This is a genomic window from Maribacter zhoushanensis, from assembly GCF_029350975.1.
GTDB lineage: Bacteria > Bacteroidota > Bacteroidia > Flavobacteriales > Flavobacteriaceae > Maribacter > Maribacter zhoushanensis.
Window position 1 is genome coordinate 197,674 of sequence record NZ_JARKMR010000001.1, and the last position, 26,159, is coordinate 223,832.

Consider the following 26,159-nt stretch of genomic DNA (forward strand, 5'->3'; position numbering starts at 1 on the left):
AATGGCAAGCGATCAATCACCATCTACTCAAAGCAATTCTGATGAAATTGATTTGGGACAATTACTTCAATTAATTAAGAGAGGTTTTAATGCCATTTTTCGTTGGATTTTAAGAGTATTTCTATACCTTAAAAAGAACATTCTTCTACTTATTGGGCTGGTCGTTGTTGGTCTTGCAATTGGGTACGGTCTTAATCAAATTATATCTAAAAAATATAAGACCGAAGTTATTGTTAAACCGCAAATTGAAAGTAAAAACTATTTATATGATGTTGTAGCCGAAATTCAATCTAATATAAAGGCAAAAGATACTTTGTTTTTTAAATCGATAGGTATAGAGAATATTGATTTTAATGGTTTAAACATTGAAATTTCTAGAGTTGCTGAGGTTGGTAATTCTGAGAGTGATCTTAAATATTTAGAGCTACTTCAAAGTTTTGAGAATACTGATGCAATTGCAGATATTGTAAGGGCCGAACTTCAGAATAAAAGCTCATTTAACCATAGAATAACTTTCTCTTATAAAGATGCCACTTTTGGGAAGGTGTTCGCAGAGAAAGCAGTTAATTATATTAATACTAATAACTACTATAACAATCTTCTAGAAGTACACCGAAAAAATGCTATGGGTCGTATTGAGGCAGATGAAAAGCTGTTAAAACAAGTAGATGAAATTATTGAAAATTATACTGATGGTTTAGTTTCAAATAAAGATAATAGTTCAACTGAAAGAATTGTTTTAGATAATCAGGAACAAGTTAATATTGCTGATTTATTTGAATATAAAACTAGTTTGATTAGAGATATTGAAACAAAAAGATTAGAGTTAGAAGAGCGTATAGCACCTGTTAGTATAATTAATATGGGGCAACCTCAAGTAGAGCAAAAGTCTTTTTTCGGTAAAAGTATTGTGTTGATTCCTGTAATATTTGTTTCTGTGTTTTTTATACTATCTGTATTGGTTTATTTAAACAGAAAATCAAAATCTATAGTTTAATTTATGGCAAACCACCATTCTAATAATACAATTTTAATTACTGGTGGTGCTGGTTTTATAGGGAGTAATTTTATACCCTTCTTTTTGTCAAAGAATCCTGAAATAAATCTAATTAATTTAGATTTATTAACCTATGCGGGAGATTTGGAAAACTTAAATGAAGTTAAGAAAGCTTCAAATTATACATTTATAAAAGGGGATATCTGCGACAATCTTTTGGTTAAGCATTTATTTGAGGAATATAACATTAGCGGAGTTATAAATTTTGCCGCAGAATCTCATGTCGATAATTCTATAAATTCACCTAGACAATTCATAAAAACGAATATTGAGGGTACATTTAATCTGCTAGAAAATGCTAGGATTTTTTGGAAAACTAAAAACTATAGATTTCACCATATTAGTACAGATGAAGTTTATGGTTCTTTAAGTGAAGATGGTTTTTTTACAGAGAAATCTAACTACCAGCCCAATAGCCCATATAGTGCATCTAAGGCATCTTCTGATTTTTTGGTCAGAAGCTACTATCACACTTATGGCATGAACGTGGTAACCAGTAATTGCTCTAATAATTATGGTCCTAAACAACATGATGAAAAATTGATTCCTACAATAATTAGGTCTGCCATCAATGGTTTTAAAATTCCTATTTATGGGAATGGAAAAAATGTAAGAGACTGGTTATTTGTTAAGGATCATTGTACAGGTATAGAATCTATTTATCACAAAGGAAAAGCGGGAGAAACTTATTTGTTAGGGGGGAATAATGAATACGATAATTTAACCATAGCGACTAAGATTTGTGAAATTTTAGACTATAAAATTCCTAACAAGAAAGGTAGTTATAGTAATCAAATACATTTTGTTGAAGATCGTCTGGGGCACGATTTCAGATATGCAATTGATGCTTCAAAGGTTTTTAAAGAATTAAGTTGGAAACCCAATGAAAGCTTTGATTCTGGTTTAGAAAAAACTGTTGACTGGTATTTAAAAAAATATCAACTTTAAATTTATGAAAGGAATTATACTTGCAGGTGGTACTGGATCACGTTTATGGCCATTGACAAGGGCTTTAAGTAAGCAGCTAATGCCTATTTATGATAAACCAATGATATATTACCCATTGTCTACTTTAATGACGACCGGTATACGAGAGATTTTGATTATTACAACTCCTGAGGATTTGCCGTTATTTAAAAAGTTACTTTCAGACGGTAGTCAGTTAGGTTGTAGATTTGAATATGCCGTTCAAAAAGAACCTAAAGGGTTAGCGGAGGCTTTCATCATTGGTAAAGATTTTATCGGTGCCAGTAAGGTTGCCTTAATTTTAGGGGATAATATTTTTTATGGTAATGGTCTTGAGAGATTGTTGAAGGAAAATTATAAGCCAAAAGGAGGTATTATTTATGGATATCACGTAAATAACCCAAAAAGATATGGTGTAGTTGAATTTGATAATGAGGGAAAGGCTATTTCTATTGTTGAAAAACCAGAAATACCTAAATCTAATTTTGCTATACCAGGAATCTATTTTTATGATAATGAAGTAGTTGAAATTGCTGAAAACATAGAACCAAGTAGCAGAGGAGAATTAGAAATTACAGATGTAAATATTGCCTATTTGAATAAAGGTAATTTGAAAGTAAGTGTACTTGATAAAGGCATTGCATGGTTAGACACTGGCACATTCAGTTCTTTAATGCAAGCATCTCAGTTTGTACAAGTAATAGAGGAACGACAAGGTTTAAAAATTGGATGTATTGAAGAGGTAGCTTTTAGACAAGGGTTTATAAATGCTAGTCAATTACAAAAATTGGCAGAACCTTTGTTAAAAAGTGGTTATGGAGAATATTTAATGAATTTGATTAAATGAAAATTACCGAAACAAAATTAAAAGATTGCCTAATTTTAGAGCCTAAAATTTTTGAAGATAACAGAGGGTTTTTTTTTGAAGTTTTCAAAAAAAAAGAACTGAGTGCTTTTTTGGGATATGATGTTGATTTCGTTCAAGAAAATAAATCTCTTTCTAAGAAAAATGTTTTAAGAGGACTACATTTTCAGAAAGGAGATAGCGCACAAGCCAAGTTAGTTTCTGTTCAAAAAGGTGAGGTAGTAGATGTAATCGTTGATATTAGATCTGATAGTGTAACTTTTGGCGAACATGTTAAGGTGCATTTATCAGATGTGAATAATAAAAGCATTTTTATACCAAGAGGTATGGCACACGGATTTGTAACCCTTACCGATGATGTAGTATTTACCTATCTATGTGATAACTTTTATGACCCTAAAATGGAATCTGGGATTATATATAAAGATTCTGACTTAGCCATAGATTGGGGTTATTCTTCATCAGAATTAACAGTTTCAAAAAAAGATATGCTTTTACCAACTTTCAAAGAATTGATGTAATGAAGAGGGTTTTGGTTACAGGATCAAATGGGCAGTTAGGGCAATGTTTACACAAAATTGCTCCGTTGTACAAAGGTTTTAAATTTATTTTTAAGAATTCTGCCGATTTAGATATTACAGATCGTTTATCAATTAAAAAAAACTTTGATTCTAACGATTTTGACTATTGTATAAATTGCGCGGCATATACCTATGTAGAACAAGCAGAGAAAACGCCGGATATCGCATATAAAGTAAATGCAGAAGGTGTTAAGAATTTAGCACATGTTTGTAAAGATTATAGCACAACATTGATACACATTTCTACCGATTATGTATTTGACGGTGAAAAGGATGGACCGTATACCGTTAAAGATGTGCCTAACCCAATTAATGAATACGGCAAATCTAAATTGCAAGGTGAAAAGTATATTCAAGATATAATGGAGAATTATTGTATTATACGTACGTCTTGGTTGTATTCTGAATTTGGAAAGAATTTTTATACCACTATTTTGAAAAAAGCTAGGGCCGGGGAGAATCTATCAGTAACAGATATTCAAATTGGGTGTCCTACTAATGCAAATAATTTAGCGAAATATATAGTTGGAAAATTAGCCCGCAATAATAACTTTGGGATAGAACACTTTACAGATGGATATTCCTGTACATGGTTCGATTTTGCTAAAAAGATATTAATTGACCAAGGATTACAGATGACGGTTAAATTACGCAGAGATAAGAATTATCGTACTTTTGTTAAAAGACCAGTAAATAGTGTGCTGAATTAGCATTAAATAAATCTGAAATATGAAAATACTTAACCTTATTGGAAGGGAAAGAGAGTTATTTGAAAAAGATATTACTACCCATGAAGACAAATTAAGTGAATTAGTAGGTATTTCTTCGTTTCTTGTTATTGGTGGTGCGGGATCTATAGGCCAGGCAGTAACAAAAGAAATTTTTAAACGAAATCCTAAAAAACTCCATGTCGTTGACATTAGCGAGAATAATCTGGTGGAATTAGTTAGAGATATTCGTAGTTCATTTGGTTATATAGACGGTGATTTTCAAACTTTCGCTTTGGATATTGGTTCTAAAGAATATGATGCTTTTATAGAAACAGATGGTAAGTATGATTATGTGCTTAACCTTTCGGCTTTAAAACACGTTAGGAGCGAGAAAGACCCCTTTACATTAATGCGAATGATAGAGGTTAATATATTTAATACCGATAAAACTATTAAACAAGCAATAGCAAAAGGATCAAAAAAATATTTTTGTGTATCAACGGATAAAGCTGCAAACCCGGTAAATATGATGGGGGCTTCAAAACGTATTATGGAAATGTTTCTAATGAGAAACAGTGCAGAAATACCCATATCCACTGCCCGTTTTGCAAATGTGGCATTTTCTGATGGGTCATTATTACATGGTTTTGATCAAAGAATTAAAAAAGGTCAACCTATTGTAGCTCCTAATGATATAAAAAGATATTTCGTTATACCCAAAGAAAGTGGTGAGCTCTGCTTAATGTCTTGTATTTTTGGTGATAATCGGGATATTTTTTTTCCAAAGCTAGATGAAGGGCTGCATTTAATATCGTTTGCGGACATTGCAGTGAAATATTTAAGATCTTTAGGTTATGAGCCTTACCTATGCGGAAATGAACAAGAAGCTAGGGATTTAGTAAAAACACTTCCTAAAGAAGGAAAATGGCCATGTCTGTTTTCTGGTAGCGATACCACTGGTGAAAAGGATTTTGAAGAATTTTTTACCAATTCGGAAACCTTAGATATGAATCGTTTTCAAAAATTAGGAATTATAAAAAACAAACTTGAGGTCAATCATGAAAAGTTGGAATATTTTGAAAATACTATTGACCAAATAAAAGAGCAACGAACTTGGTCAAAAAAACCAATTGTAGATTTGTTCTTTGAAATGATACCTGCGTTTGGTCATAAAGAAACCGGTAAGTATTTAGATAGTAAAATGTAACTTCAATGATTCAAGAAACAATAGATTTTATTAGGTCGTATTATGAGAGCGAAGACTTTATACCTCTTCATGAGCCTTATTTTGCCGGTAATGAAAAAAAGTATTTAAATGAATGTATTGATACAACCTTTGTATCTAGTGTTGGTAAATTTGTTGACAAATTTGAAAAGGATATTGCAAATTTTACGGGTTCAAAGTATGCGATAGCTACTGTAAACGGTACTTCAGCTTTACATATTGCGTTACAACTTGCAGGTGTAGAAAGAGAGGATGAAGTGTTAACTCAGTCATTAACGTTCATAGCCACATGTAATGCAATCAGTTATATAGGAGCTCACCCTATTTTTATAGATGTTGATATAGATACAATGGGGCTGTCCCCTGAAAAATTAAAGCAATTTTTAACGAAAGAAACAATCATTAAAGATGGGGTTTGTATAAATAAAAGGACCAAACGCAAAATAAAGGCGGTAGTACCAATGCATACATTTGGAATGCCCATTAATATTGATGATTTGAAAGCGGTTTGTGAGCCATATAATATCAAAATTATAGAGGACGCAGCAGAATCTTTAGGGAGTTATGATAATCATGTTCATACAGGAACGAAAGGTCTGGCAGGTACATTGAGTTTTAATGGAAATAAAACCATTACTACTGGTGGTGGTGGCATGATTTTAACAAATGACGAACATCTGGCAAGAAAAGCCAAACATATAACAACTACCGCTAAAATTCCTCATCGTTGGGATTTTAACCATGATCAGATTGGTTATAATTATAGAATGCCCAATATTAATGCAGCACTTGGTTGTGCCCAGTTAGAAAAATTACCTGAAATTTTACGGAACAAACGAGATTTAGCCCAAAAATATGTAGTTTTTTTTAAAAATAAATCGGCAAATTTTGTTACAGAACCTAAGGATACATCGGCAAATTATTGGTTGAATTCCATCGTTCTTGAGAATCCAAACGATAGAGATGAGTTCTTGTCGGCTACCAATGATGCTGGTGTAATGACAAGACCAATTTGGAAGCTAATGTCTAGCTTGCCCATGTTTAAAAAAGCTCAAAAAGGAAATCTCGACAATTCCGTTTGGTTAGAACAGCGTGTAATTAATATTCCAAGTAGTGTCAAAAAATAAACATATTTATTTTTTAGGATATTCTGGACATGCCTATGTTGCTATTGATGTTGCTAACAGTAGCGGATATTATGTAAAAGGTTACTTTGATCAGCAAGAAAATAAAGAAAACCCATATGATATTCAATATTTTGGGAATGAAGCAAATATTGATTTAAAGGATTTTGTTAATGATTGTTATGTATTCCCAGCTATGGGTTCTAATACCATTAGGAAAAGATTACATACATTATTAAAGCAGCTAAATATTAAACAATTGGTCTTGGCACATCCTACTGCATTTATTTCTGATACAGCTGTTATTGGTGAATCTTCTTTAATAAATCCTAACGTGTCTATCAACGCTTTGGCAAGAATAGGAAAAGCATGTATAATCAATACAGGAAGTATAATAGAACATGAATGTCAAATTGGTAATTATTCACATATTGCACCGGGAGCCGTGTTAGCTGGTAACGTTAAAATAGGAGAAAATTGCTTTGTAGGAGCAAGGGCCGTTATTAAACAAGGGGTATCAATAGCCGATAATGTTATTGTTGGAGCAGGTTCAGTAGTTTTGAACAATATAGATCGGAAAGGGACATGGGTAGGAAATCCTGCTAAACAACTAATAAAGTAATGAAAAACAGAGTACTGATAATTGCTGAAGCGGGTGTAAACCATAATGGAGATATAACTTTAGCAAAAAAATTAATAGATGCTGCAGCAGATGCAGGGGTAGATTACGTTAAGTTTCAAACATTTAACTCTAAAAAACTTGTTAGTAAATCAGCTCAAAAAGCTGATTATCAAAAACAAAATACCAATGATGAAGTAGAATCTCAGTTAAAGATGCTACAAAAACTTGAACTTAGTAAAAACGACCACCTTATATTAATTGATTATTGCAAAGCAAAGAATATTAAGTTTTTATCAACCGCTTTTGACCTAGATAGTATTGATTTTTTAGAAGAACTTAAAATTGATTTGTGGAAAATACCTTCTGGTGAAATTACCAATTTACCTTATTTAAGAAAACTAGGTGGCTTAGGCAAACCGGTGATAATCTCTACTGGTATGGCCGAGATGTCAGAAATAGAAGACGCAATAAATGTTGTTACTTCATCTGGTACAGATATAAAAGATATTACTGTTTTGCATTGTAATACAGAATATCCAACACCCATGCAAGATGTGAACTTGACGGCAATGAACACTATAAAAGATGTGTTTAAAGTACCTATAGGTTATTCTGATCATACTTTGGGGATTGAGATACCTATAGCCGCGGTAGCTCTTGGAGCCACTGTTATCGAAAAACATTTTACCCTTGACAATAGTATGGACGGTCCTGATCATAAAGCGTCATTAGAACCCCAAGAGCTTAAAAAAATGGTGGCTGCAATAAGAAATATTGAACAGGCTTTGGGCAATGGTATAAAAGCCCCTAGCCCAAGTGAAGTTAAAAACAAACCTATTGCACGTAAAAGTATTGTAGCAAATGTTGATATTTCTAAAGGAGAAGTTTTCAACGAAAACAATATAACCGTAAAGCGGCCGGGTACAGGAATATCTCCTATGAAATGGGATGAGGTTATTGGTACAATTGCAACTAAAAACTACAAAGCTGACGAGTTAATATGAAAAAAATTGCTGTCATAACAGGTACTAGGGCAGAGTACGGCCTATTAAAGCCGTTGATTAAAGCCATTGATGACGCTAAAGTTTTACAGCTTCAACTTTTTGTTACCGGCATGCATTTAATGTCAGAATTCGGAAATACGTATTTACAAATAGAAAAAGACGGGTTTACCATAGATGCAAAAGTTGAGGATGGTTTAAAAGGGGATAGTGCTTTGGATATCTCAAAAGCGGTAGGTACGGCTACAATAGGTTTTGCAGAAACTTTTAGCGAATTTAACCCTGACATGATCGTAGTTTTAGGTGACCGAAGTGAAATACTTGCTGCAGCTACGGCCGCAGTGATCAGTAACATTCCTGTAGCTCATATTCATGGCGGTGAAACAACAGAAGGGGCTTATGACGAGTTTATTAGACATGCAATTACTAAAATGAGTCATTTGCACTTTGCAAGTTGCGAGGTATATAGAAATAGAATCATACAATTAGGGGAACAGCCCTACACTGTATTTAATGTTGGCGCAATAGGTATAGATAGTATAAAAAACCTTCAGTTGTTAGATAAAAAATCTTTTGAAGAATCTATTGCTACAAAACTCAATAAAAAATCCGTATTAATTACTTTTCATCCTGTTACTATGGAGAATTGTACTGCAGAGGTACAGTTTCAAGAATTATTGTCCGCTTTAGATAAAATGAAAAATACGACATTAATTTTTACAAAACCCAATTCGGATAAAGGCGGTAAAGCGATTATTGATATGATTGATGCCTATGTAGAAAATAATACCACAAAAGCAATTAGCTTTACATCGTTGGGTCAACTTAGATACCTTTCAGCATTAAAATATGTAGACTTTGTAATCGGTAATTCGTCAAGTGGAATTCTAGAAGTTCCATATTTTCATATTCCTACTATCAATATTGGAGATAGACAAAAAGGTCGCGTAGCCCCAATGAGTGTTATACATTGTGCACCAAATGAGCAAGAAATTACATCGGCTATTATAAAAACAACAAATATTAATTTCTTGGATGAAATTTCAGAACAAGAACTGTTATTTGGTAATGGGGATGCAACAGATAAGATAATGAACCAACTAACGACATTCAATAATAAAAATCTTAAAAAGTCATTTTACGATTTAAAACCAACATGTTTTGAGAAACTATAAAGACCATTTACTGCTTACAGAAAGCACCATCAGGGAAGCCTTGATAAAGTTACAAGATTTAGCAAAAGATGCTATTTTATTCGTTGTTGATGATGAAGATAAACTTTTGGGTTCGCTCACTGATGGCGATATTAGAAGGGGATTAATAGATGGTGTTGAAGTTACAGATAACGTTAATAAAATTATTCAGCCCAATCCAAAATTTATCAGAAAAGGTGAAAAGAATCTAGAGAAAATAATTGAATATAGAGAAGGTAATTATAGAATTTTACCCGTTTTGGACGATAATAACATCGTAGTAACCGTTATTAACTTTAGATTAATACGATCTTATTTGCCTGTTGATGCCGTAATTATGGCCGGAGGTAAAGGAACGCGGTTAAGACCTTTAACCGAGCATACGCCAAAACCTTTGTTAAAAGTTGGCTCTAAACCTATTATGGAGCATAATTTAGATAGACTTGCGTTATACGGAATAGATGATTTTTGGATATCGGTAAAATATCTAGGAGAGCAAATTGAAGATTATTTTGGAAACGGAAGTCAAAAAAATATTAATTTAAGTTATGTATGGGAAGACAAACCTTTAGGAACCATTGGGGCGGTATCTAAAATAGATGATTTTTCACATGATTATGTTCTGCTTACAAATTCTGATCTTTTGACCAATTTAGATTACGAGCATTTTTTCTTGGATTTTAAGAACAATGATGCAGATTTGGCAGTAGTTACAATTCCCTATCAAGTTAACATTCCTTATGCCGTATTAGAAACAAATAATGGTCATGTAGTAAATTTTAAAGAGAAACCTACTTACACTTATTATTCTAATGGAGGTATATATCTTATTAAAAAATCGGCGTTAAAGTATCTTCCTAAAGAAAGCTTTTTCAATGCTACCGATTTAATGGAAAAATTAATTGAAGATAGTAAAAAAGTTGTTTCTTATCCATTATCCGGTTACTGGTTAGATGTAGGCAAACATGAAGATTTTGAAAAAGCGCAAAGAGATATTGAACAAATTAAATTTTAAATGAATATACTAATTACATTATGTGGAAGAGGAGGCTCTAAGGGAATACCTGGTAAAAACATTAAAAAATTAAATGGTGTTCCTCTTTTGGCATATTCCATTAAACATGCCAAGGAATTTGCTTCACTACATGATAATGTAGATATTTTACTTTCAACTGATGATACTGCTATTAAAGAAGTAGCCTTGTCATTTGGCTTGGAAACAGATTATATTAGACCAGATTACTTGGCGAATGATACGGTTGGTAAAATTGATGTTTTAAAAGATGCGTTAAGGTTTCAAGAAAGCAAGAATAATAAAAAATATGATATTCTATTAGATCTTGATATTACTTCTCCTTTAAGAACGCAGAAAGATCTAAATGAAGGTTTTAAAAAGCTTTTGGCCGATGGTATGGCCATAAATCTATTTTCAGTATCTAAGCCTCATAAAAATCCTTATTTCAATGTAGTGGAGGATGCTGATAATGGGTATTGTAAATTGGTATGCCCAAGTGATACAAGATCTAGACAAACGGCACCGCAGGTTTTTGATATGAATGCCTCATTTTATTTTTATCGTAGAACCTTTTTTGTAAACGGTTGTAAGTCGGCTATTACAGAAAGAAGTTTGTATTTTGTAATGGACCATATATGTTTTGACCTAGACGAGCCTCTAGATTTTGATATGATGGAATATCTTTTGGCAAATGATAAACTAGGAATGAATTTATGAAAGTATTGATTGTAGGTCTTGGTTCTATTGCTTTAAAACATATTGCGGCTTTAAGGAAAATTGATCCTAATGTTGAATTGTATGCTATACGATCTTCATTAAAAGCAGATGAAAAGAAGGGGATCATCAATATATTCTCATTTAATGATTTAGATTATATTGAAATTGATTTTGCCATAATATCTAATCCTACATCGATACATAAAGAAACAATTGAACACTTAATACCTAAAAAAATACCCTTATTTATTGAAAAACCGCTTTTTTCTTCATTGGGGAACAAGGCAGTATTACAAAAAATTGATAGCAATAATATTATTACCTACGTGGCGTGTAACCTTAGGTTTTTAGATTGTATAAAATTTGCTAAAAAGTACATTCAAAGAAAAAGAATTAATGAAGTAAATGTTTATTGCGGATCTTATTTACCAGATTGGAGACCGGGTATAGATTATAAAACTACCTATAGTGCAAATAGAAAATTAGGGGGAGGGGTACATATAGATTTAATCCATGAAATAGATTATGCCTATTGGTTATTTGGCAAACCCCAAGAAGTACATAAGGTTTTTTCAAGTAAATCTTCTTTGAATATTGATGCTTATGATTATGCAAATTATATGTTAGGGTATACAACATTCAATGCTAACATAGTTCTAAACTATTTTAGAAGAGACCCTAAAAGAACTCTTGAAATTGTTTGTGATGATCATACAATAACAATTGATATTCTAGAAAATACGGTTTATCAAAATAAGGAGATTATTTTCACTTCCAAGAAAACAATAATGGATACCTACGAAGATCAATTACGGTTTTTTATTCATGAGGTCGTTGCAAAAGACAATAAGTTTAATACAGCTAATGAAGCTTACGAAATATTAGAAATATGCTTGCAGAACGATTAAAAAACAAAGTAATTATTGTTACCGGTGGTAGTGGTCTAATAGGCAAACCAACATTAGAGCTTTTAAGGAAAAGTCAAGCTATTGTGATCAATGCGGATATCAATGCAAATACGAATATTGAAATTGGCGATTATAATTGCGACGTTACTTCTGAAGATTCTATAAGGGATTTGGTAGCACAAGTGTATACCAAGTATGGTAGAATAGATGGTTTGGTAAACAATGCTTATCCGAGAACAAAGGACTGGGGCAATAAATTTGAAGATGTACCTTTAGAGTCATGGCGAAAGAATGTAGATATGCAGATGAATAGCGTATTTTTTTTATGCCAGTGTGTTTTAGAGGTAATGAAACAACAACGATCGGGCTCTATCGTAAATATCGCTTCAATATATGGTGTTGTCGGTAATGATTTTACTATTTATGAAGGGTATGGCGGCACTTCACCTGCTGCTTATGCCGCTATAAAAGGAGGAGTCATTAATTTTAGTAGATATTTAGCTTCTTACTATGGCAAATATAATATTAGGGTAAATTGTGTTTCACCTGGCGGAATTAAAGATGCTCAGCACCCTTCGTTTATAGAGCGGTATGAAGATAAATCACCATTGAAAAGATTGGGCCGACCAGAAGAAATAGCTCCAGCAATTGCTTTTTTATTGTCGGAGGACGCCTCATTCATTACCGGTCATAATTTAATGGTAGATGGCGGGTGGACGGCAATATAATATCTAAGATGCTCTTGTGTTAAAAATATACGGACAGTATTTATGAGAACTAACATTTTTTTAGTTTCAATAATTTTATTTACACTTTTCAATAGCTGTAATACAGATGATGTAATTGAAGAAACTGAAGAGATATGCCCTAGAAATGTTGATATTGGTCTGGAGGCTTTATCTCCTTACAGCGCCACTATTAAGTGGTTAGAAACACAGGGTTTCGCCTCAAATTATGAATATGGTGAGAAAGGCTTTGTGTTGGGCACTGGTGTTAAAGGGAATACATCTGATGAGAATGTTGAACTAAAAGATTTGAAACCAAATACGGAATATGATTTTTACCTGCAATCTATTTGTACGGCCGAAATTGTTGGAGAATTCATCACGAACCCTTACACGTTTACTACACTTACTTGTTATGAGCTAAATGCTGATAATTTAGGTTTCATAGGTTATGTTGAAAATGGTGATTTTAATTCTTTTTGGATTCCGAACAGAAATGCAGAAGAGTGGCAAGTTGCCATGTTGGTCAACGACAATAGAAACCCTACCGAAGCACAGATATATACCGTTGAGCCCAATGTTAATCGTTTTAATTTTCCAGATATTGAACCAAATGTTGAGTATACTTTTTTTGTACGGGGAAAATGTAACGATGTCTACGGTGAATGGGTTACAAAAAACATAAATACTGGTGATGAAAATTTAACTTCGCCTTGTAAAGCAGTTGTAAGTAATGTGTATGATGATGGTTATAACATCAATTTTTACGTAAATACTCTTTCAAGTTACGTTGTAGAAGTAGTAGAAGAAAATACAGAAAAAGAGACTGGTTTAACGTTTGAAGGTTATTTTGATTTAAATAAACGCACCTTCCATAATGAATACTCAGATTATGTAAAAGCAGATACTAATTATGACATTTTTGTTAGGGTGGCTTGTGGTTCTTCTTTTTCAGAATACGCAAAGGTCCTAACCTATCGTTCTCCAATCGCCAATGTGGTATTCATTACAGAGAGTAGTGTTGTTGACGATCAACTACAACTAAGCTGGCCAGATTATCATTATGGGTTCAATTATGAATACTGTCAATCTTATGATCAGGTAATTTACGAAATTGAATATGGTCAGCAGGGTTTTATAGAAGGCGAAGGAGTTTTGATTGAAATAACGAATCCAACAAGCAGTGGGGCGTCATTCTCTTATAATTTGCCATTAAGTAACTTTGAATCTGGTAATACGTATGAATTCTCAATTCGTTCTGTTGTAAATGGTAAAAGTAGAAGTGGATGGAATTCTTTGAATAGCGGAGCCTGCAACCGGACCAACAAAGATCGTCACACTTTTACAATGCCTTAGATTGCCATTTGTAGTCTTGGTTTCAGTATTTTTACATAAATATTGAATACTTTTCTAATTTCATGTCTTCTAAAAAACAGTTACTTAAAATTGTAATTCCCATACTCTTGTTGGTAATACTTGCATTACAGATTAATAAGAGGAATACACAATTAAAACTTTTGAAGCAAAAAGAACAAGCGATTCTAAATGCTAATTCTAACTATGCAAAATTATTAAGTCAACGTAGTATTTATAGAGATAGTGTTTACAAAATATTTGTTGCCAATTTTGATGGAAAAAAAGAAATAGTTTTTCTTAAAAAAGGTACATTGACCAATATGCAACAAGAAAGTAAGTTCTTTGTTCATTTGTACCCTAAAAATCAAAAAAAATTGTTGGGTAAGGCTAATCATAATCCTATTAATTTTGACAGCAACTTTACATCGTTTGATTATGAAGGTCAATTATATCATGTTGCACATACTGAACTACCTGATTATGTAATTGAAAAACTTAACTTAGGGCAATATGGTTTTCGTGGAGATAATTCAATAAACTATAAAATTCAAAAATTAATTATAGGTACAGAAATTGCCAGGGTCCTAAAAGAAAATAAAGAGGAGATGAATATTTTTGAATACTTGCAGGAAACATTTTAATTATGATTGGTTTTTTAAATAAAAGAAGGTTTGACAAAAAGGCAGATCGCCTTGGACCAGATTGTCCATTTACACATTGGAGACTATTTTTCAAGAAAACCTCTCGTAAATTATGCGAAAAGAAATTTGGTCATTTTGGCGTTGGGTCAGAATTTAGACCATATGCATTTGCAATTAATTGTTCAAAAATTAGCATTGGCGATAAAGTGGTTATTAGGCCTGGTAGCATGTTATTTGCTGATATACGTGAACCGGAAAAGGGAAAAATTATAATTGAAGACCATGTTTTAATTGGTTCAGGAGTACATATTTATGTATCTAATCATAAGTACGGAGCATTAAATACAACAATTATGGATCAAGGTCATTTTAATGCAGAGAATACAATTTTAAAAAAAGGTTGTTGGGTAGGCGCTAATGCAATTTTATTACCAGGTGTAACAATAGGTCATAATTCCATTGTAGGTGCAGGTAGTATAGTTACCAAAGATGTTCCCGATAATGTTGTGGTTGCCGGTAATCCTGCAAAAGTTTTAAAAGTCATTAGTTGAAAAATAGTTTAGAAAGTTTATTTACAAGGGGTATTTCAATTGCTTCTAAGTTTTTGTTACTTGGTTATTTAGCTAAAAACCTTAGTCTAGATGATTATGGTAGTTTTCAATTAATTAGTTATTTCGTACTAATATCCACTACTATTTTTGGATTGGAATATTATAATATAACCAATAGAAATATAGCACAAGCGACAGAGAAAAAACAAATTTATAACGAACATTTTTCGTTTTTTGTCACAATTGCGCCATTTGTTTTAATTGCACAAGTACTCTTGTTTTTAATAGTTTTTCCAAATGAATTGATAACATCGGTAAATGTAGTGTTAGTTCTAGTGATTGGACTTTGTGATTATTTTTCACAAGAGGTCTACAGGTATTTGATGATAAATAAATCTTTTAGAAAAGGTAACATACAGCTTATTTATAAAAGTTTACTTTTTGTTGTTTTGATTGTTATATATAACGTTTTTTTTGAAGCATTGATTTTTGAAATAGTTCTATGGATAATGCTAGTTTCTTACATTTTGTTATTTATTATAGCTTACAAGGGCTTTGTTAGAACTTTGCACACGTTTAAAAGTTCTATGTTTAGAAGAATGTCATCAGAAGAGCTGAAATTAAGTTTAAAGGCTATATTGCCTTTTGTTGTATTGATAATATTTTTAAAAGGAATTGAATTCTCTGATAAATTTATAATAGGTAAGGTACTTAGTCTTGAGGATACAGGAATCTATTCTTTCCTTTTTTCAATAGCTTCAGTAATACATATTTTTATTGTAAGTGGTTTTTACATTATCTACCTGCCGCAATTAATTCAAAGTTTTGCGGACAATAAAAAGAGCTTTATTTCTGAATTAAAAAAGTTTGGTCTGTTGACATTAGTATCAAGTATTACTTTAGCAATAGTAATTCCGTTGATCAGTCCTTTTATTTTTAGTTTAATAGATAAAGAAGCCTTTATAGTTCATATAGATTTATTGTACATATTCCTTTTGGGATTTGTTTTTAATAATTTGTCATTGATACCCCATTTGTTTTTGTATGTTAGTCATGATGAAAGGGCTATTACAGTCATTATGGCCGTTTCATTTATAATAAATTTAGGTCTTAACCTCATTCTAATTCCTAAATTTGGAATTTTAGGGGCTGCATACAGTTTTATGGTTACCTATTTTACAGTTCTACTATTAAAATTATTAAGAGCACAATTTAAATGGAGGGAAATAAAGGTTTAATAATCTTTGAAAAAGCAATGAATAAACGTTTCATGGATATGGCAAATATTCATGGTTTAGAGGTTTTTAAGGCCAATTTGGAAAATAATTTTGATGGCAACCCAATAAAAAATATTTGCAAAAGATTATTATCCAAAAAGAGTCTCTTAAAAACCATAGCTGAAATAGAAGCTTTTATTATAGAAAACAAGCTTGAAACTGTTTATTTTTCATCATCAGAAGGTTTTATAAGCCATAATATAATACGTCATTTAAAAACTAAATTACCTGACATTTACTATATAGCCCTACAACATGGTGTATTTCCTCTAAAGTTTTCTAAAAGTAAGGAAGTAGCTAGAGTAATAATTAACAGTTTTTCGAAGGCGATTTTTGGAGTATATGCTATAGGCGCCGGTTTTGGTGGTATTTTATTGAATTCATATTATGTATATTCTTTTAGGGAAAAGAATTTTTTAATTAAATATAAAAAGTGGCAATACAATCAGGTTGATGCTAAATTAGATTTTATCAAGGCAGATTTATTGTCTCTTTACAATAATAGTGAAGTAGAACAAGATTCAGAAACAGCTATTTTTTTAATGCAATGTTTACATCTAGCAGGGTTATGTTCAGCTGAAGAAGAAATTAAGTATACCAATGTTATTATTAAATATTTATCTGATAAATATAAAAACGTGTTAATAAAACTTCATCCGGCTTGCATTAATCAGTTAGATACTATCAATTTACCAAGAAATGTTATTGTGGTAAAGGACATGATAGATGGCTTTGAAAAATCTAAACACGCTTATAGCTTTTTTTCGACGGCATTAATAGATGCAAAAATTTTTAATCTTAAAACGATCGGTATAAAAATTAAAGGTATTAACATTGATGATGAAATTTATAAAAACTTTGATTTAACACTTGATTTTGAAGACATTCTCATTAGCCAAGTTTAGCTTAGCCTTACTTTTATTATCCCTTCCGTTTAATTTTATTTTAACGGACGGTGTGGGAAGTGTATATCTGTCTACTATTTTAATATTTTTAAATTTTTTAATCGTAGTTTTCTTTTCTAAAGGACAATTAATATTTAAAAAAGAAGCATTTATTGCAATATGTGTTTTCATATATTTCTTACTTTTTACAATTCTTAATGTTTTAGTTAGTAAAGGTTTTTTGTTAAAGGAACAATTAATATTCTCTGTAATCCACCTACAGCTTATTCTTGTTTTTTTACTGGGCAATTATTATTCAAACTATATAAGCAAAGAGGTTTTATTTAAATTTTTGTTCTTTGTCATCCTGCTTTTTTCCTTTAGAATTTTTATAGATGATTGGGATAAAGTATTTAATTTAAGTTCTGTAAGGGGGTTTAGGGTAGAAACTATTTTTGCGGGTGGTGTAAACAATTTTGGCCTAATTGTTGGGCTAGGTTTTATTATCAGTTTCTTTCATTTAAAAAAAGGCATGTTAAAAGTTATATCATGTCTTTATTTTATAATTGTAATAATTCTTACAATGTCTCGAGGTGCTTTATTTGGGCTGGTAATAACCTTGTTTTTGGTTGCATTATACGATTCTAAGGGAAAAATCCTCTCTTCTTTATTAAAAACCTCTTTTTTCTTAACTGTAATTGGTTTTATAGTGCTATTATACTCTAATGCAGCTCAAGATATAGCATTACAGTTCAGTGAAAGATTTTTGAGTATATTTTCAGGTGAAACAACAATAGAGCAAGCATCTTCCGGAAGAGGTTTAATTGTAAGGGACATGTATAATAATCATATTAAAAACTCATCAATATTAGAAATTTTGTTCGGGCATGGTATGGGCAGTATCAATTATATGGTTAATGGGTCACCTTACGAGTCCTCTCATAATTTCATAGTTGACGTTTTTTATAGAAATGGAATTTTAATATTATTAGGATATTTAGCTCTGGTAATATATTTGTGTTTTATGTTTTTTAAAAATAGGAAAGGTGCCGATTTAACTCTTTTCGGATTTTTTGTCTTTTTACACTTTGAAATTTTGGTAAACCCTTACGTTTATGCGGCTCAAACAGGGTGGATTTATGGACTGTTTCTAGCTATCTTTTTGAATCAAAACAGACTTGGTCATTACAAACGTAAAAAAATCATTTTGGAATGATTAAAATGATTAAAAATGGTACACTACCTTTTCTTTTAGCAATATTCCCTTTCATAGGTATATTTCTAGGGGAAAAGTATGTTCCCTTTCTATATATTTTATTTGCCCTTGCCCTTATTTTTGAAAAAAACAAAAAAGTAAATTTATATTCCAATAAGAAGGTATTATTCCCTTTTCTTATTGCTATCGGAGTTTTTATAACGTTTACAATTATATCTCCAGATTTTAAATTGGCTTTAAAAATTCTGGAAAGGCAGATTTCGTTGTTAGTTATTCCATTTATAATAGTTGTTTCGAAATGGAATTCATCTAGGATCAAAATATTTATTAAAATTTTTATATCCACAACTTTTTTTATTGGCTTGTATTCTATAATAAAATTCTCATGGTTTGTCGTTAATAATATTGACTGGGCTAAACATATGGCAGCTGAAAAAGGTAGTATGTTTTTATACTTACAGTACAAATTTCCTCATATAATCGGAGTTCATCCTACTTATTGGAGTTATTTGATAATAAGTGCTTTAATTGTTCTTTTGTCCAACAAAACTCTAAAAGTTTATAAAAGTAAAGTTTGGACTATTTTTTTGATTTCATTTTTGAATATTAACTTAATTATTCTAGCTTCTAGAATGCCGTTATTGATAAATCTTTTGATTCACCTTCTGTTTTTGGTAAAGTATATGAAGGTTAACAATGTTTCTTTGGTAAAAAGATTAAGTCTACTATTTTTGTTGCTTACTCTATTCTTTGTAGGAGCGAAACTGCCCTTATTATCCGGTAAATTAGATATTACTAAAAATGATGAACGTATTTATCATTGGCCAACTGCTTTTAAAACGATTTCGGATAATTATTTTGTTCTAGGTGAAGGGCTAGGTCAGAGTAATGAAGTTCTTAGACGAGAGGTAATTAAATATGGAGATGAACGAATTCGGTACTTCGGTTATGATTTACATAACCAATACTTAAGACAATATATGGACATGGGCATATTAGGTATTATAAGTTTATTGATCTTATTATTCTATCCTTTTATTTTGAATAGTGAAAAAGTCATTTATAAGAATGAAATAAATATTTCATTCTTAATTCTTTTCGGATTAGGCTTATTGTCAGAGTCCTTTTTATACCGTTTAAAAGGTATTGTGTTTTTTACTGTAGTTTCTTCATTCTTATATTTGAGATCTGTTAGTTTTAAAAAAGTAGATGAGCATCAAGATTAGTGTTTTAGGGTATCTCTAAACTATTAGTTTTAAATTTTTTTTAAAATTTGTATCATTTTTTTCTGGTTTATTAAATATTAGCAAAGGATAACAGTGTTTTATTAACTATTGAAATATATGAAAGTAGCTATAGTACATTATTGGTTAATTACTAGGAGAGGAGGGGAAAAAGTTATAGAAAGTATTTTAAAACTTTATCCTAATGCAGATATATATACATTATTCTTGGATGAAAATATTTATGGTGTTAATTTACCCAAGAATACTATTATTTCTTCTGTATTAGATCAACCATTTTTAAAAAAACATTATCAAAAATTATTTCCATTATATCCTTTAGGAATAAAATCATTAAAGCTAAAAGAAGATTATGACCTAATTATTTCCTCAGAATCAGGACCGGCTAAAGGTGTCAAAATAAAGGCAGGTACACCTCATGTTTGCTATGTTCATTCTCCTATGCGTTATTGCTGGGGCTTTACCGAAGATTATCTTTTGAGTATGTCAAAACCTTTAAGACCAATTGCAAATTATTTTTTTGAAAGATTACGTAAATGGGACGTTACAACAATTAATAATGTCTCTAGTTATGTGGTTAACTCAGAAAATGTTGCAAAAAGGGTAAAAAATTTTTACCGAAAAAATTCATCCGTGATATATCCACCTATTGAATTAGCTCTTTTTGAAAGAGCTTTAGTGAAGAATGTAGAGCGTGATATTTACTTAAGTTTTGGCGCTATTACTCCTTACAAAAGAATTGATTTGTTAGTTGAAACATTCAATATGAACGGTAAAAAATTAGTGATAATAGGAAATGGTTCAGAGAAAGAAAAACTTTCTTCAATGGCTAATTCCAATATTTCTTTTGTAGGTAGTTTGCCTTGGGAGGAAATTGAAAATTTTTTAGATCGAACAAGAGCTTTAATTTTTCCAGGAGAAGAGGATTTCGGAATGATTCCGCTTGAGGTAATGGCATATGGTATTCCTGTTTTAGCATATAAAAAAGGTGGCGCTTTGGAAACGGTAGTCGAGAATGAAAATATCAGCGAATCTAGCGGAGGCTTTTTCGACGAGCAGACACCTTATTCTATTCAAGAATGTATCGATATCTTTGAATTAAACGAAAAGAAATATGATTCGGAATGGATTAGAAATCACGCTAGAAAATTTGGGGAAGATCAATTTTTAAAACGTTTTAGTTCTCACGTAAATAGTATACTTTCATCCAAACAATAAATATGCTTATAATTTAATTTGAATATGGCTAGTTATGTTCAAAAGCGATAGAAACGTAGTTGTTCTTATTCAAATTGTTTTAATTTGCATATTACATATAAACAATTATGTTTAAGGTTTATTACACCTATTATAATTAATAAATAATCTCAAGTGAAATATAGAAAGGGAAGGTGGTCGAAATTATTAAGGCCTCTAATGGGTTTAATTGATTTGACCATACTTATTTGTGGTGTTTTTTTATTTGAAATTCAGTTAGTTAATTATTATTTGTTTATAGGTTATGTTTCTATTGCTTGGACTATAATTTCATTAAAAAATGGTTTTTATGAAGTAGAAAGACAAGCTAGAGTAATTCAACTATTCTCACTTTTAATAAGGCAAATACTACTATTCATAATAGTTTTATATGCATATATGGGATTTTTTAAGCAACCTGATGTGGGTAGATTGGCATTAGCTAATTATGTTCTTTACGTAACCTGCGTAGTTTTTTCTTTTAAATATCTAGTTTTTTTCCTGTTAAAAAAATTCAGAGTTTTATTAAAGGGAAATGGTAGAAGTGTCATTGTAATTGGGGATAATGCAAAAACTAGACAGCTTATAAAAATATTTCAAACTAAATTAGATTATGGTTTAAATTTTAAGGCTAAGTTTTCTGTTAGTGACAGTAAATTTTCTTTAATGAAGTGTCTAGAATATGTAGTGGAGAATAATATTGATGAAATATATTTTTCAGTAGCTGAATTATCTAACGATCAAATAACACATCTTGTTGACTTTGCAGAAAACAACTTAAGAACTTTAAAATTTATTCCAGATAATAAAGACATTTTTGCTAGAAACTTGAAATACGAGTATTACGACTATATTCCAATTTTATCTTTACGTAAAATAGCATTACATGATCCAATCAATGCTTTTATAAAGAGAACATTTGATATAATTTTTTCTTCTGTCGTTATATTGCTTGTCTTGTCTTGGTTAACTCCATTAATGGCTATTTTAATCAAGTTAGAGTCTAAAGGGCCAACATTGTTCTTACAAAAACGTCACGGACTGGATAATAGAGAGTTTTATTGTTTTAAATATCGGTCAATGGCAGTCAATAGAAGTAATGATGCCTTGCATGTTACAAAAAACGATATGCGAGTTACTAGGATAGGAAGGTTCATTAGAAAAACAAGCTTAGACGAAATGCCCCAATTTTATAACGTATTCTTTGGGCAGATGTCTGTTGTAGGACCAAGACCACATATGGTTTCGCTTTCTGAGGTTTATATGAAAAAAGCCAATAGATATATGTTAAGACATAGTGTAAAGCCAGGTATTACCGGTTTAGCTCAGGTTAGTGGCTTTAGAGGGGAGATAGAAGCTGATACAGATATAATCAATCGAGTTAAATACGACATTTTTTACCTAGAAAATTGGTCTTTATTATTGGATTTAGGTATTATTATACAAACTGTCACAAACTTATTTAAGGGAGAAGAAAAAGCCTATTAGAATTATTATGAAAAAAATATTAATTACTGGTGCCGCTGGTTTTTTAGGTTCCCACTTGTGTGACCGTTTTATTGCTGAAGGATTTCATGTTATAGGAATGGACAATCTTATTACAGGAGATTTAAAGAATATTGCTCACCTATTTCCATTAGAGCATTTTGAGTTTCATCATCACGATGTTTCAACATTTGTTCATTTAGAAGGGAAACTGGATTATATCTTACACTTTGCATCTCCTGCAAGTCCCATTGATTATTTGAAGATTCCCATAGAGACACTTAAAGTAGGTTCTTTGGGTACGCTTAATTTACTTGGATTAGCTAAGGAGAAAGAAGCTAGAATTTTGGTTGCTTCAACTTCTGAAGTTTATGGAGACCCGCTTGTCCATCCACAAAATGAAGAATATTACGGAAATGTAAGTCCAATAGGTCCACGTGGAGTTTATGATGAGGCTAAACGCTTCATGGAGTCCATCACAATGGCTTATCATAGACACCACGGTCTAGATACTCGTATTGTCCGTATATTTAATACCTATGGGTCTAGAATGCGTTTAAACGATGGTAGAGTTGTTCCTGCATTCATGGGTCAAGCATTACGGGGAGAAGATTTAACGGTTTTTGGTGATGGCTCTCAAAGCCGATCATTTTGTTATATTGATGATCAAGTAGAGGGAATATACCGATTGTTATTTAGTGATTATACAGATCCCATTAATATTGGAAATCCGCATGAAACTACGATCAAAGAATTTGCAGAAGAGATTATTGCTTTAACGGGAACAAAGCAAAAGGTTATATATAAACCATTACCTCAGGATGATCCTACCCAACGTCAACCAGATATTACTAAAGCTAAAGAAATTTTAGGTTGGGAACCAAAAGTACATAGAGCTGAAGGTTTAAAAATCGTATACGATTATTTTAAATCCTTGTCAGCAGAGGACTTGCAAAAGAAAGAGCATAGAGATTTCTCTACAAAATAATTTATATAAAGGGCAAACACTTCGTTTGCAAAAATTTAAAAAATGAACATTTTAATTCTAGGGTCCGGAGGTCGTGAGCATACTTTTGCTTGGAAATTAGCTCAAAGTGAAAAACTCTCTAAACTTTTTGTTGCGCCGGGAAATGCCGGTACAGAAATTATTGCTACTAATGTACCAATTGGTGTAAATGATTTTAAAGCCATTAAAAAATTGGTTCTAAAGGAGAATATTGAACTGGTGATGGTGGGGCCAGAAGATCCTTTGGTAAATGGAATTCATGATTTCTTTTTGCAAGATGCTGAGCTAAAAAATGTATCAGTTATAGGTCCGGAGAAATTAGCTGCAACGCTAGAAGGCAGTAAAGAATTTGCAAAGGAATTTATGATGCGTCATCAAATTCCTACCGCTCAGTATAAAAGCTTCACATCTGAAACTGTGGAAGACGGTTTCAAGTTTTTAGAAGAACTGAACCCTCCGTTTGTTTTAAAAGCTGACGGTTTAGCTGCTGGTAAAGGTGTGGTTATTCTAAATGACCTAAACGATGCTAAAGTAGAACTAAAATCTATGTTAATAGATAAGAAATTTGGTTCAGCAAGTGCAACTGTTGTAATTGAAGAGTTTCTTGATGGTATAGAATTAAGTGTTTTTGTGCTTACTGATGGTGATAGTTATAAAGTGTTACCAACCGCAAAAGACTATAAAAGAATAGGTGAGGGAGATACCGGACTCAATACAGGGGGTATGGGAGCTATTTCACCAGTTCCTTTCGCGAGTAAGGAGTTTATGGATAAGATTGAGCATCGAATTGTAAAACCTACCGTAGAAGGTCTTAAAAAGGATGATATGCCTTATAAGGGCTTTATCTTTATTGGGCTTATAAAAGTTGGCGATGACCCCAAGGTTATTGAATATAATGTTAGAATGGGTGACCCTGAGACCGAAGTAGTTTTGCCACGTATACAAAACGATATGGTAGAATTGCTAAAAGCTGTTGCTGACCAAAAATTATCAGATATAGATTTAAATTTAGATACTAGAACTGCAACAACGGTTATGACCGTTTCTGGTGGTTATCCTGGGTCTTATGAAAAAGGGAAAGAAATCACCGGTATAGATGCAATAGATGAATCTTTAGTTTTTCACGCAGGTACAACGCTTAAAGATGGTAAAGTGATTACTAATGGTGGTAGGGTAATGGCGATTACATCTTTTGGAGATGACTTTAAATCGGCACTATCAAAATCGTATCAAAACGTAGAGAAGCTTTCCTTTGAAGGAATGAATTATAGAAAAGATCTTGGTTTCGATCTTTAAGTAGTAACCATTTATCGGTTTTATGTATTAAAACCGATAAATGATTTAAATTGATATTATAAGTAAGAGTGAGAAGTACTTGATGTATCTTCCTCTCCTTTATCATTGTACTTTTTCAATTCAAGCATCCAATAAACAAAAGCAACGGAACCTATCAACATAAATATCCAGTTTAAGATATTTGATAATGCCCAGCTATCTGTAAAACGCAAAAAATCTAACGGTGCAAATAGTACATTTACGAACAAATCTGCGATACCTTCAAAAAATGATTTCATCTTATTACTATATTTACCAGCAAAAATATAAAAAGCTTAGATGATTTCAAGCATTTTTGAGAAAACAAAACCGGTGAATTTCATTATTCTTCTGGTTTTTTTGTTTCTTTTCTATTGGTCGGTTCAATTTTACTTATTTGATTTATCGATGAGCAATGTAGAAATTGCCCCTTCAATCGGTATTTTGACCATTCTGTTATTTAGTGTTTTCGTTGTCGATTTTGTTGTTAAACGTAACAAACTAACGGGCACCAATTCATTTGCAATATTATTTTTTACGCTTTTGTTTGTGGTGTTTCCTGAGACCTTAGGTGATAACAATGCTATTTTCACCAGCTTTTTTCTGCTTTTGGCAATGAGGCGGCTTTTAAGTATCAAATCTCTTAAGAATATTAAGCTTAAAATTTTTGATGCCGGACTCTGGATCTGTATTTCCAGTGTATTTTATGAATGGGCTCTGTTGTATTTATTATTGGTTTTTGCCGCTATTTATATTTATGACCCAAAGAATATAAGAAACTGGCTAGTTTTATTATCCGTAGGATTTTGTTTTTTTATGATACTCTACGGTACATTAGTATTGTTAGATAAGCCAAATTTTATCTTTGACCATTACGATTTTGCTATTGATTATGATGCCATATTCCCTATAAAATGGTGGACTAGTCTAAAGATGACTCTGTATGGATTGTTTAATATGGCGTTAGCTTTTTCAGCATTTGTTAATCTAAGTAAATCTGGTGTTGGTAAAGTCATTATAATGCGATTGATAGCATTTTCATTTGTTATTGGCTTAATCGTTAATATTCTTGTAACTACTGAAAATAATAATGCGGTAATGATTACCTTTTTTCCATCCGTGGTTTTTATAGTCAATTATTTGGAATCCATTAAAAAACCCAAGCTTTTAGAATTGATACTTATTGCCAGTATAATGGTGCCGATTATAGTTTTTGTAACAAAACTTTAGGTTTATCCTT

Annotated in this window: 27 protein-coding genes; 26 read left to right on the top strand and 1 reads right to left on the bottom strand. The window is 31.6% G+C overall.

What is annotated here, in order from left to right:
- Position 1: 1 nt before the first annotated feature.
- From PXD56_RS00805 to purD, 25 genes are all read left to right on the top strand, one after another.
- A complete protein-coding gene (locus tag PXD56_RS00805; RefSeq protein WP_276491461.1) occupies positions 2-997 on the top strand; it encodes a hypothetical protein in 996 nt (331 codons plus the stop codon).
- A gap of 3 nt (positions 998-1,000) precedes the next feature.
- Positions 1,001-2,005, top strand: coding sequence for a dTDP-glucose 4,6-dehydratase (rfbB, locus tag PXD56_RS00810; protein ID WP_276491462.1), 1,005 nt, complete (start codon positions 1,001-1,003; stop codon positions 2,003-2,005).
- A 4-nt stretch (positions 2,006-2,009) separates the two neighbouring features.
- Positions 2,010-2,870, top strand: a complete 861-nt coding sequence (gene rfbA / locus PXD56_RS00815) for a glucose-1-phosphate thymidylyltransferase RfbA (protein WP_276491463.1) — start codon at positions 2,010-2,012, stop codon at positions 2,868-2,870.
- The gene (gene rfbC / locus PXD56_RS00820; RefSeq protein ID WP_276491464.1) at positions 2,867-3,409 is read left to right on the top strand and encodes a dTDP-4-dehydrorhamnose 3,5-epimerase; all 543 of its coding nucleotides are present in this window, start codon (positions 2,867-2,869) and stop codon (positions 3,407-3,409) included. The genes rfbA and rfbC overlap by 4 nt, the downstream gene beginning before the upstream one ends.
- Positions 3,409-4,179: a dTDP-4-dehydrorhamnose reductase gene (rfbD, locus tag PXD56_RS00825; RefSeq protein WP_276491465.1), complete on the top strand. Its 771-nt coding sequence runs from the start codon at positions 3,409-3,411 to the stop codon at positions 4,177-4,179. Before rfbC ends, rfbD begins: the two co-directional genes overlap by 1 nt.
- A gap of 19 nt (positions 4,180-4,198) precedes the next feature.
- Positions 4,199-5,386, top strand: coding sequence for a UDP-N-acetylglucosamine 4,6-dehydratase (locus PXD56_RS00830; RefSeq protein ID WP_276491466.1), 1,188 nt, complete (start codon positions 4,199-4,201; stop codon positions 5,384-5,386).
- A 5-nt stretch (positions 5,387-5,391) separates the two neighbouring features.
- The gene (locus PXD56_RS00835; RefSeq protein WP_276491467.1) at positions 5,392-6,531 is read left to right on the top strand and encodes a LegC family aminotransferase; all 1,140 of its coding nucleotides are present in this window, start codon (positions 5,392-5,394) and stop codon (positions 6,529-6,531) included.
- Complete coding sequence (locus tag PXD56_RS00840) at positions 6,518-7,150, top strand: acetyltransferase (RefSeq protein WP_276491468.1); 633 nt, start codon at positions 6,518-6,520, stop codon at positions 7,148-7,150. The genes PXD56_RS00835 and PXD56_RS00840 overlap by 14 nt, the downstream gene beginning before the upstream one ends.
- On the top strand, positions 7,150-8,154 hold the full coding sequence (gene neuB / locus PXD56_RS00845; protein WP_276491469.1) for an N-acetylneuraminate synthase: 1,005 nt from the start codon (positions 7,150-7,152) through the stop codon (positions 8,152-8,154). The genes PXD56_RS00840 and neuB overlap by 1 nt, the downstream gene beginning before the upstream one ends.
- On the top strand, positions 8,151-9,326 hold the full coding sequence (gene neuC / locus PXD56_RS00850) for a UDP-N-acetylglucosamine 2-epimerase (protein WP_276491470.1): 1,176 nt from the start codon (positions 8,151-8,153) through the stop codon (positions 9,324-9,326). The genes neuB and neuC overlap by 4 nt, the downstream gene beginning before the upstream one ends.
- Complete coding sequence (locus tag PXD56_RS00855) at positions 9,313-10,359, top strand: nucleotidyltransferase family protein (RefSeq protein ID WP_276491471.1); 1,047 nt, start codon at positions 9,313-9,315, stop codon at positions 10,357-10,359. The genes neuC and PXD56_RS00855 overlap by 14 nt, the downstream gene beginning before the upstream one ends.
- Positions 10,360-11,076: an acylneuraminate cytidylyltransferase family protein gene (locus PXD56_RS00860; RefSeq protein WP_276491472.1), complete on the top strand. Its 717-nt coding sequence runs from the start codon at positions 10,360-10,362 to the stop codon at positions 11,074-11,076.
- On the top strand, positions 11,073-11,984 hold the full coding sequence (locus tag PXD56_RS00865; RefSeq protein WP_276491473.1) for a Gfo/Idh/MocA family protein: 912 nt from the start codon (positions 11,073-11,075) through the stop codon (positions 11,982-11,984). Before PXD56_RS00860 ends, PXD56_RS00865 begins: the two co-directional genes overlap by 4 nt.
- Positions 11,966-12,712, top strand: coding sequence for an SDR family oxidoreductase (locus PXD56_RS00870; RefSeq protein ID WP_276491474.1), 747 nt, complete (start codon positions 11,966-11,968; stop codon positions 12,710-12,712). Before PXD56_RS00865 ends, PXD56_RS00870 begins: the two co-directional genes overlap by 19 nt.
- A gap of 42 nt (positions 12,713-12,754) precedes the next feature.
- On the top strand, positions 12,755-14,065 hold the full coding sequence (locus tag PXD56_RS00875; protein ID WP_276491475.1) for a fibronectin type III domain-containing protein: 1,311 nt from the start codon (positions 12,755-12,757) through the stop codon (positions 14,063-14,065).
- A 62-nt stretch (positions 14,066-14,127) separates the two neighbouring features.
- Positions 14,128-14,706 carry a hypothetical protein gene (locus PXD56_RS00880; RefSeq protein ID WP_276491476.1) on the top strand — a complete coding sequence of 193 codons (579 nt, stop codon included), beginning with the start codon at positions 14,128-14,130 and terminating at the stop codon, positions 14,704-14,706.
- Positions 14,707-14,708: 2 nt separating this feature from the next.
- The gene (locus PXD56_RS00885) at positions 14,709-15,257 is read left to right on the top strand and encodes an acyltransferase (protein WP_276491477.1); all 549 of its coding nucleotides are present in this window, start codon (positions 14,709-14,711) and stop codon (positions 15,255-15,257) included.
- Positions 15,254-16,495, top strand: a complete 1,242-nt coding sequence (locus PXD56_RS00890) for an MATE family efflux transporter (protein ID WP_276491478.1) — start codon at positions 15,254-15,256, stop codon at positions 16,493-16,495. The genes PXD56_RS00885 and PXD56_RS00890 overlap by 4 nt, the downstream gene beginning before the upstream one ends.
- On the top strand, positions 16,474-17,439 hold the full coding sequence (locus tag PXD56_RS00895; protein WP_276491479.1) for a polysialyltransferase family glycosyltransferase: 966 nt from the start codon (positions 16,474-16,476) through the stop codon (positions 17,437-17,439). The genes PXD56_RS00890 and PXD56_RS00895 overlap by 22 nt, the downstream gene beginning before the upstream one ends.
- A complete protein-coding gene (locus PXD56_RS00900) occupies positions 17,411-18,634 on the top strand; it encodes an O-antigen ligase family protein (protein ID WP_276491480.1) in 1,224 nt (407 codons plus the stop codon). The genes PXD56_RS00895 and PXD56_RS00900 overlap by 29 nt, the downstream gene beginning before the upstream one ends.
- Positions 18,631-19,860: an O-antigen ligase family protein gene (locus PXD56_RS00905; protein ID WP_276491481.1), complete on the top strand. Its 1,230-nt coding sequence runs from the start codon at positions 18,631-18,633 to the stop codon at positions 19,858-19,860. Before PXD56_RS00900 ends, PXD56_RS00905 begins: the two co-directional genes overlap by 4 nt.
- Positions 19,861-19,977: 117 nt before the next feature.
- Positions 19,978-21,096 (top strand): glycosyltransferase, encoded by a 1,119-nt coding sequence (locus tag PXD56_RS00910; protein WP_276491482.1) that lies wholly within the window; start codon positions 19,978-19,980, stop codon positions 21,094-21,096.
- A 198-nt stretch (positions 21,097-21,294) separates the two neighbouring features.
- Positions 21,295-22,602: an exopolysaccharide biosynthesis polyprenyl glycosylphosphotransferase gene (locus tag PXD56_RS00915; RefSeq protein ID WP_276491483.1), complete on the top strand. Its 1,308-nt coding sequence runs from the start codon at positions 21,295-21,297 to the stop codon at positions 22,600-22,602.
- 7 nt (positions 22,603-22,609) lie between these two features.
- A complete protein-coding gene (locus PXD56_RS00920) occupies positions 22,610-23,587 on the top strand; it encodes a UDP-glucuronic acid decarboxylase family protein (protein ID WP_276491484.1) in 978 nt (325 codons plus the stop codon).
- Positions 23,588-23,629: 42 nt separating this feature from the next.
- Positions 23,630-24,901 (top strand): phosphoribosylamine--glycine ligase, encoded by a 1,272-nt coding sequence (gene purD, locus PXD56_RS00925; protein WP_276491485.1) that lies wholly within the window; start codon positions 23,630-23,632, stop codon positions 24,899-24,901.
- 56 nt (positions 24,902-24,957) lie between these two features.
- Here the strand turns inward: purD and PXD56_RS00930 are convergent, their stop codons facing one another.
- Positions 24,958-25,179, bottom strand: a complete 222-nt coding sequence (locus PXD56_RS00930) for a DUF6341 family protein (protein WP_276491486.1) — start codon at positions 25,177-25,179, stop codon at positions 24,958-24,960.
- A 148-nt stretch (positions 25,180-25,327) separates the two neighbouring features.
- Here PXD56_RS00930 and PXD56_RS00935 point away from each other — a divergent pair, with 148 nt between their 5' ends.
- Positions 25,328-26,149 carry a DUF6427 family protein gene (locus tag PXD56_RS00935; protein ID WP_420828434.1) on the top strand — a complete coding sequence of 274 codons (822 nt, stop codon included), beginning with the start codon at positions 25,328-25,330 and terminating at the stop codon, positions 26,147-26,149.
- Positions 26,150-26,159: the final 10 nt, after the last annotated feature.

Bases quoted from the DNA above. Each gene is read 5' to 3' on its own strand.
- PXD56_RS00930 (WP_276491486.1), bottom strand. From the start codon at position 25,179: ATGAAATCATTTTTTGAAGGTATCGCAGATTTGTTCGTAAATGTACTA.
- PXD56_RS00805 (WP_276491461.1), top strand. From the start codon at position 2: ATGGCAAGCGATCAATCACCATCTACTCAAAGCAATTCTGATGAAATT.
- PXD56_RS00905 (WP_276491481.1), top strand. From the start codon at position 18,631: ATGATTAAAATGATTAAAAATGGTACACTACCTTTTCTTTTAGCAATA.
- PXD56_RS00865 (WP_276491473.1), top strand. From the start codon at position 11,073: ATGAAAGTATTGATTGTAGGTCTTGGTTCTATTGCTTTAAAACATATT.
- rfbC (WP_276491464.1), top strand. From the start codon at position 2,867: ATGAAAATTACCGAAACAAAATTAAAAGATTGCCTAATTTTAGAGCCT.
- PXD56_RS00920 (WP_276491484.1), top strand. From the start codon at position 22,610: ATGAAAAAAATATTAATTACTGGTGCCGCTGGTTTTTTAGGTTCCCAC.
- PXD56_RS00910 (WP_276491482.1), top strand. From the start codon at position 19,978: ATGAAAGTAGCTATAGTACATTATTGGTTAATTACTAGGAGAGGAGGG.
- PXD56_RS00895 (WP_276491479.1), top strand. From the start codon at position 16,474: ATGGAGGGAAATAAAGGTTTAATAATCTTTGAAAAAGCAATGAATAAA.
- rfbA (WP_276491463.1), top strand. From the start codon at position 2,010: ATGAAAGGAATTATACTTGCAGGTGGTACTGGATCACGTTTATGGCCA.
- PXD56_RS00935 (WP_420828434.1), top strand. From the start codon at position 25,328: ATGAGCAATGTAGAAATTGCCCCTTCAATCGGTATTTTGACCATTCTG.
- PXD56_RS00880 (WP_276491476.1), top strand. From the start codon at position 14,128: ATGTCTTCTAAAAAACAGTTACTTAAAATTGTAATTCCCATACTCTTG.
- neuC (WP_276491470.1), top strand. From the start codon at position 8,151: ATGAAAAAAATTGCTGTCATAACAGGTACTAGGGCAGAGTACGGCCTA.
- PXD56_RS00915 (WP_276491483.1), top strand. From the start codon at position 21,295: ATGGGTTTAATTGATTTGACCATACTTATTTGTGGTGTTTTTTTATTT.
- PXD56_RS00870 (WP_276491474.1), top strand. From the start codon at position 11,966: ATGCTTGCAGAACGATTAAAAAACAAAGTAATTATTGTTACCGGTGGT.
- PXD56_RS00875 (WP_276491475.1), top strand. From the start codon at position 12,755: ATGAGAACTAACATTTTTTTAGTTTCAATAATTTTATTTACACTTTTC.
- PXD56_RS00885 (WP_276491477.1), top strand. From the start codon at position 14,709: ATGATTGGTTTTTTAAATAAAAGAAGGTTTGACAAAAAGGCAGATCGC.
- PXD56_RS00835 (WP_276491467.1), top strand. From the start codon at position 5,392: ATGATTCAAGAAACAATAGATTTTATTAGGTCGTATTATGAGAGCGAA.
- purD (WP_276491485.1), top strand. From the start codon at position 23,630: ATGAACATTTTAATTCTAGGGTCCGGAGGTCGTGAGCATACTTTTGCT.
- PXD56_RS00860 (WP_276491472.1), top strand. From the start codon at position 10,360: ATGAATATACTAATTACATTATGTGGAAGAGGAGGCTCTAAGGGAATA.
- rfbB (WP_276491462.1), top strand. From the start codon at position 1,001: ATGGCAAACCACCATTCTAATAATACAATTTTAATTACTGGTGGTGCT.
- PXD56_RS00830 (WP_276491466.1), top strand. From the start codon at position 4,199: ATGAAAATACTTAACCTTATTGGAAGGGAAAGAGAGTTATTTGAAAAA.
- neuB (WP_276491469.1), top strand. From the start codon at position 7,150: ATGAAAAACAGAGTACTGATAATTGCTGAAGCGGGTGTAAACCATAAT.
- rfbD (WP_276491465.1), top strand. From the start codon at position 3,409: ATGAAGAGGGTTTTGGTTACAGGATCAAATGGGCAGTTAGGGCAATGT.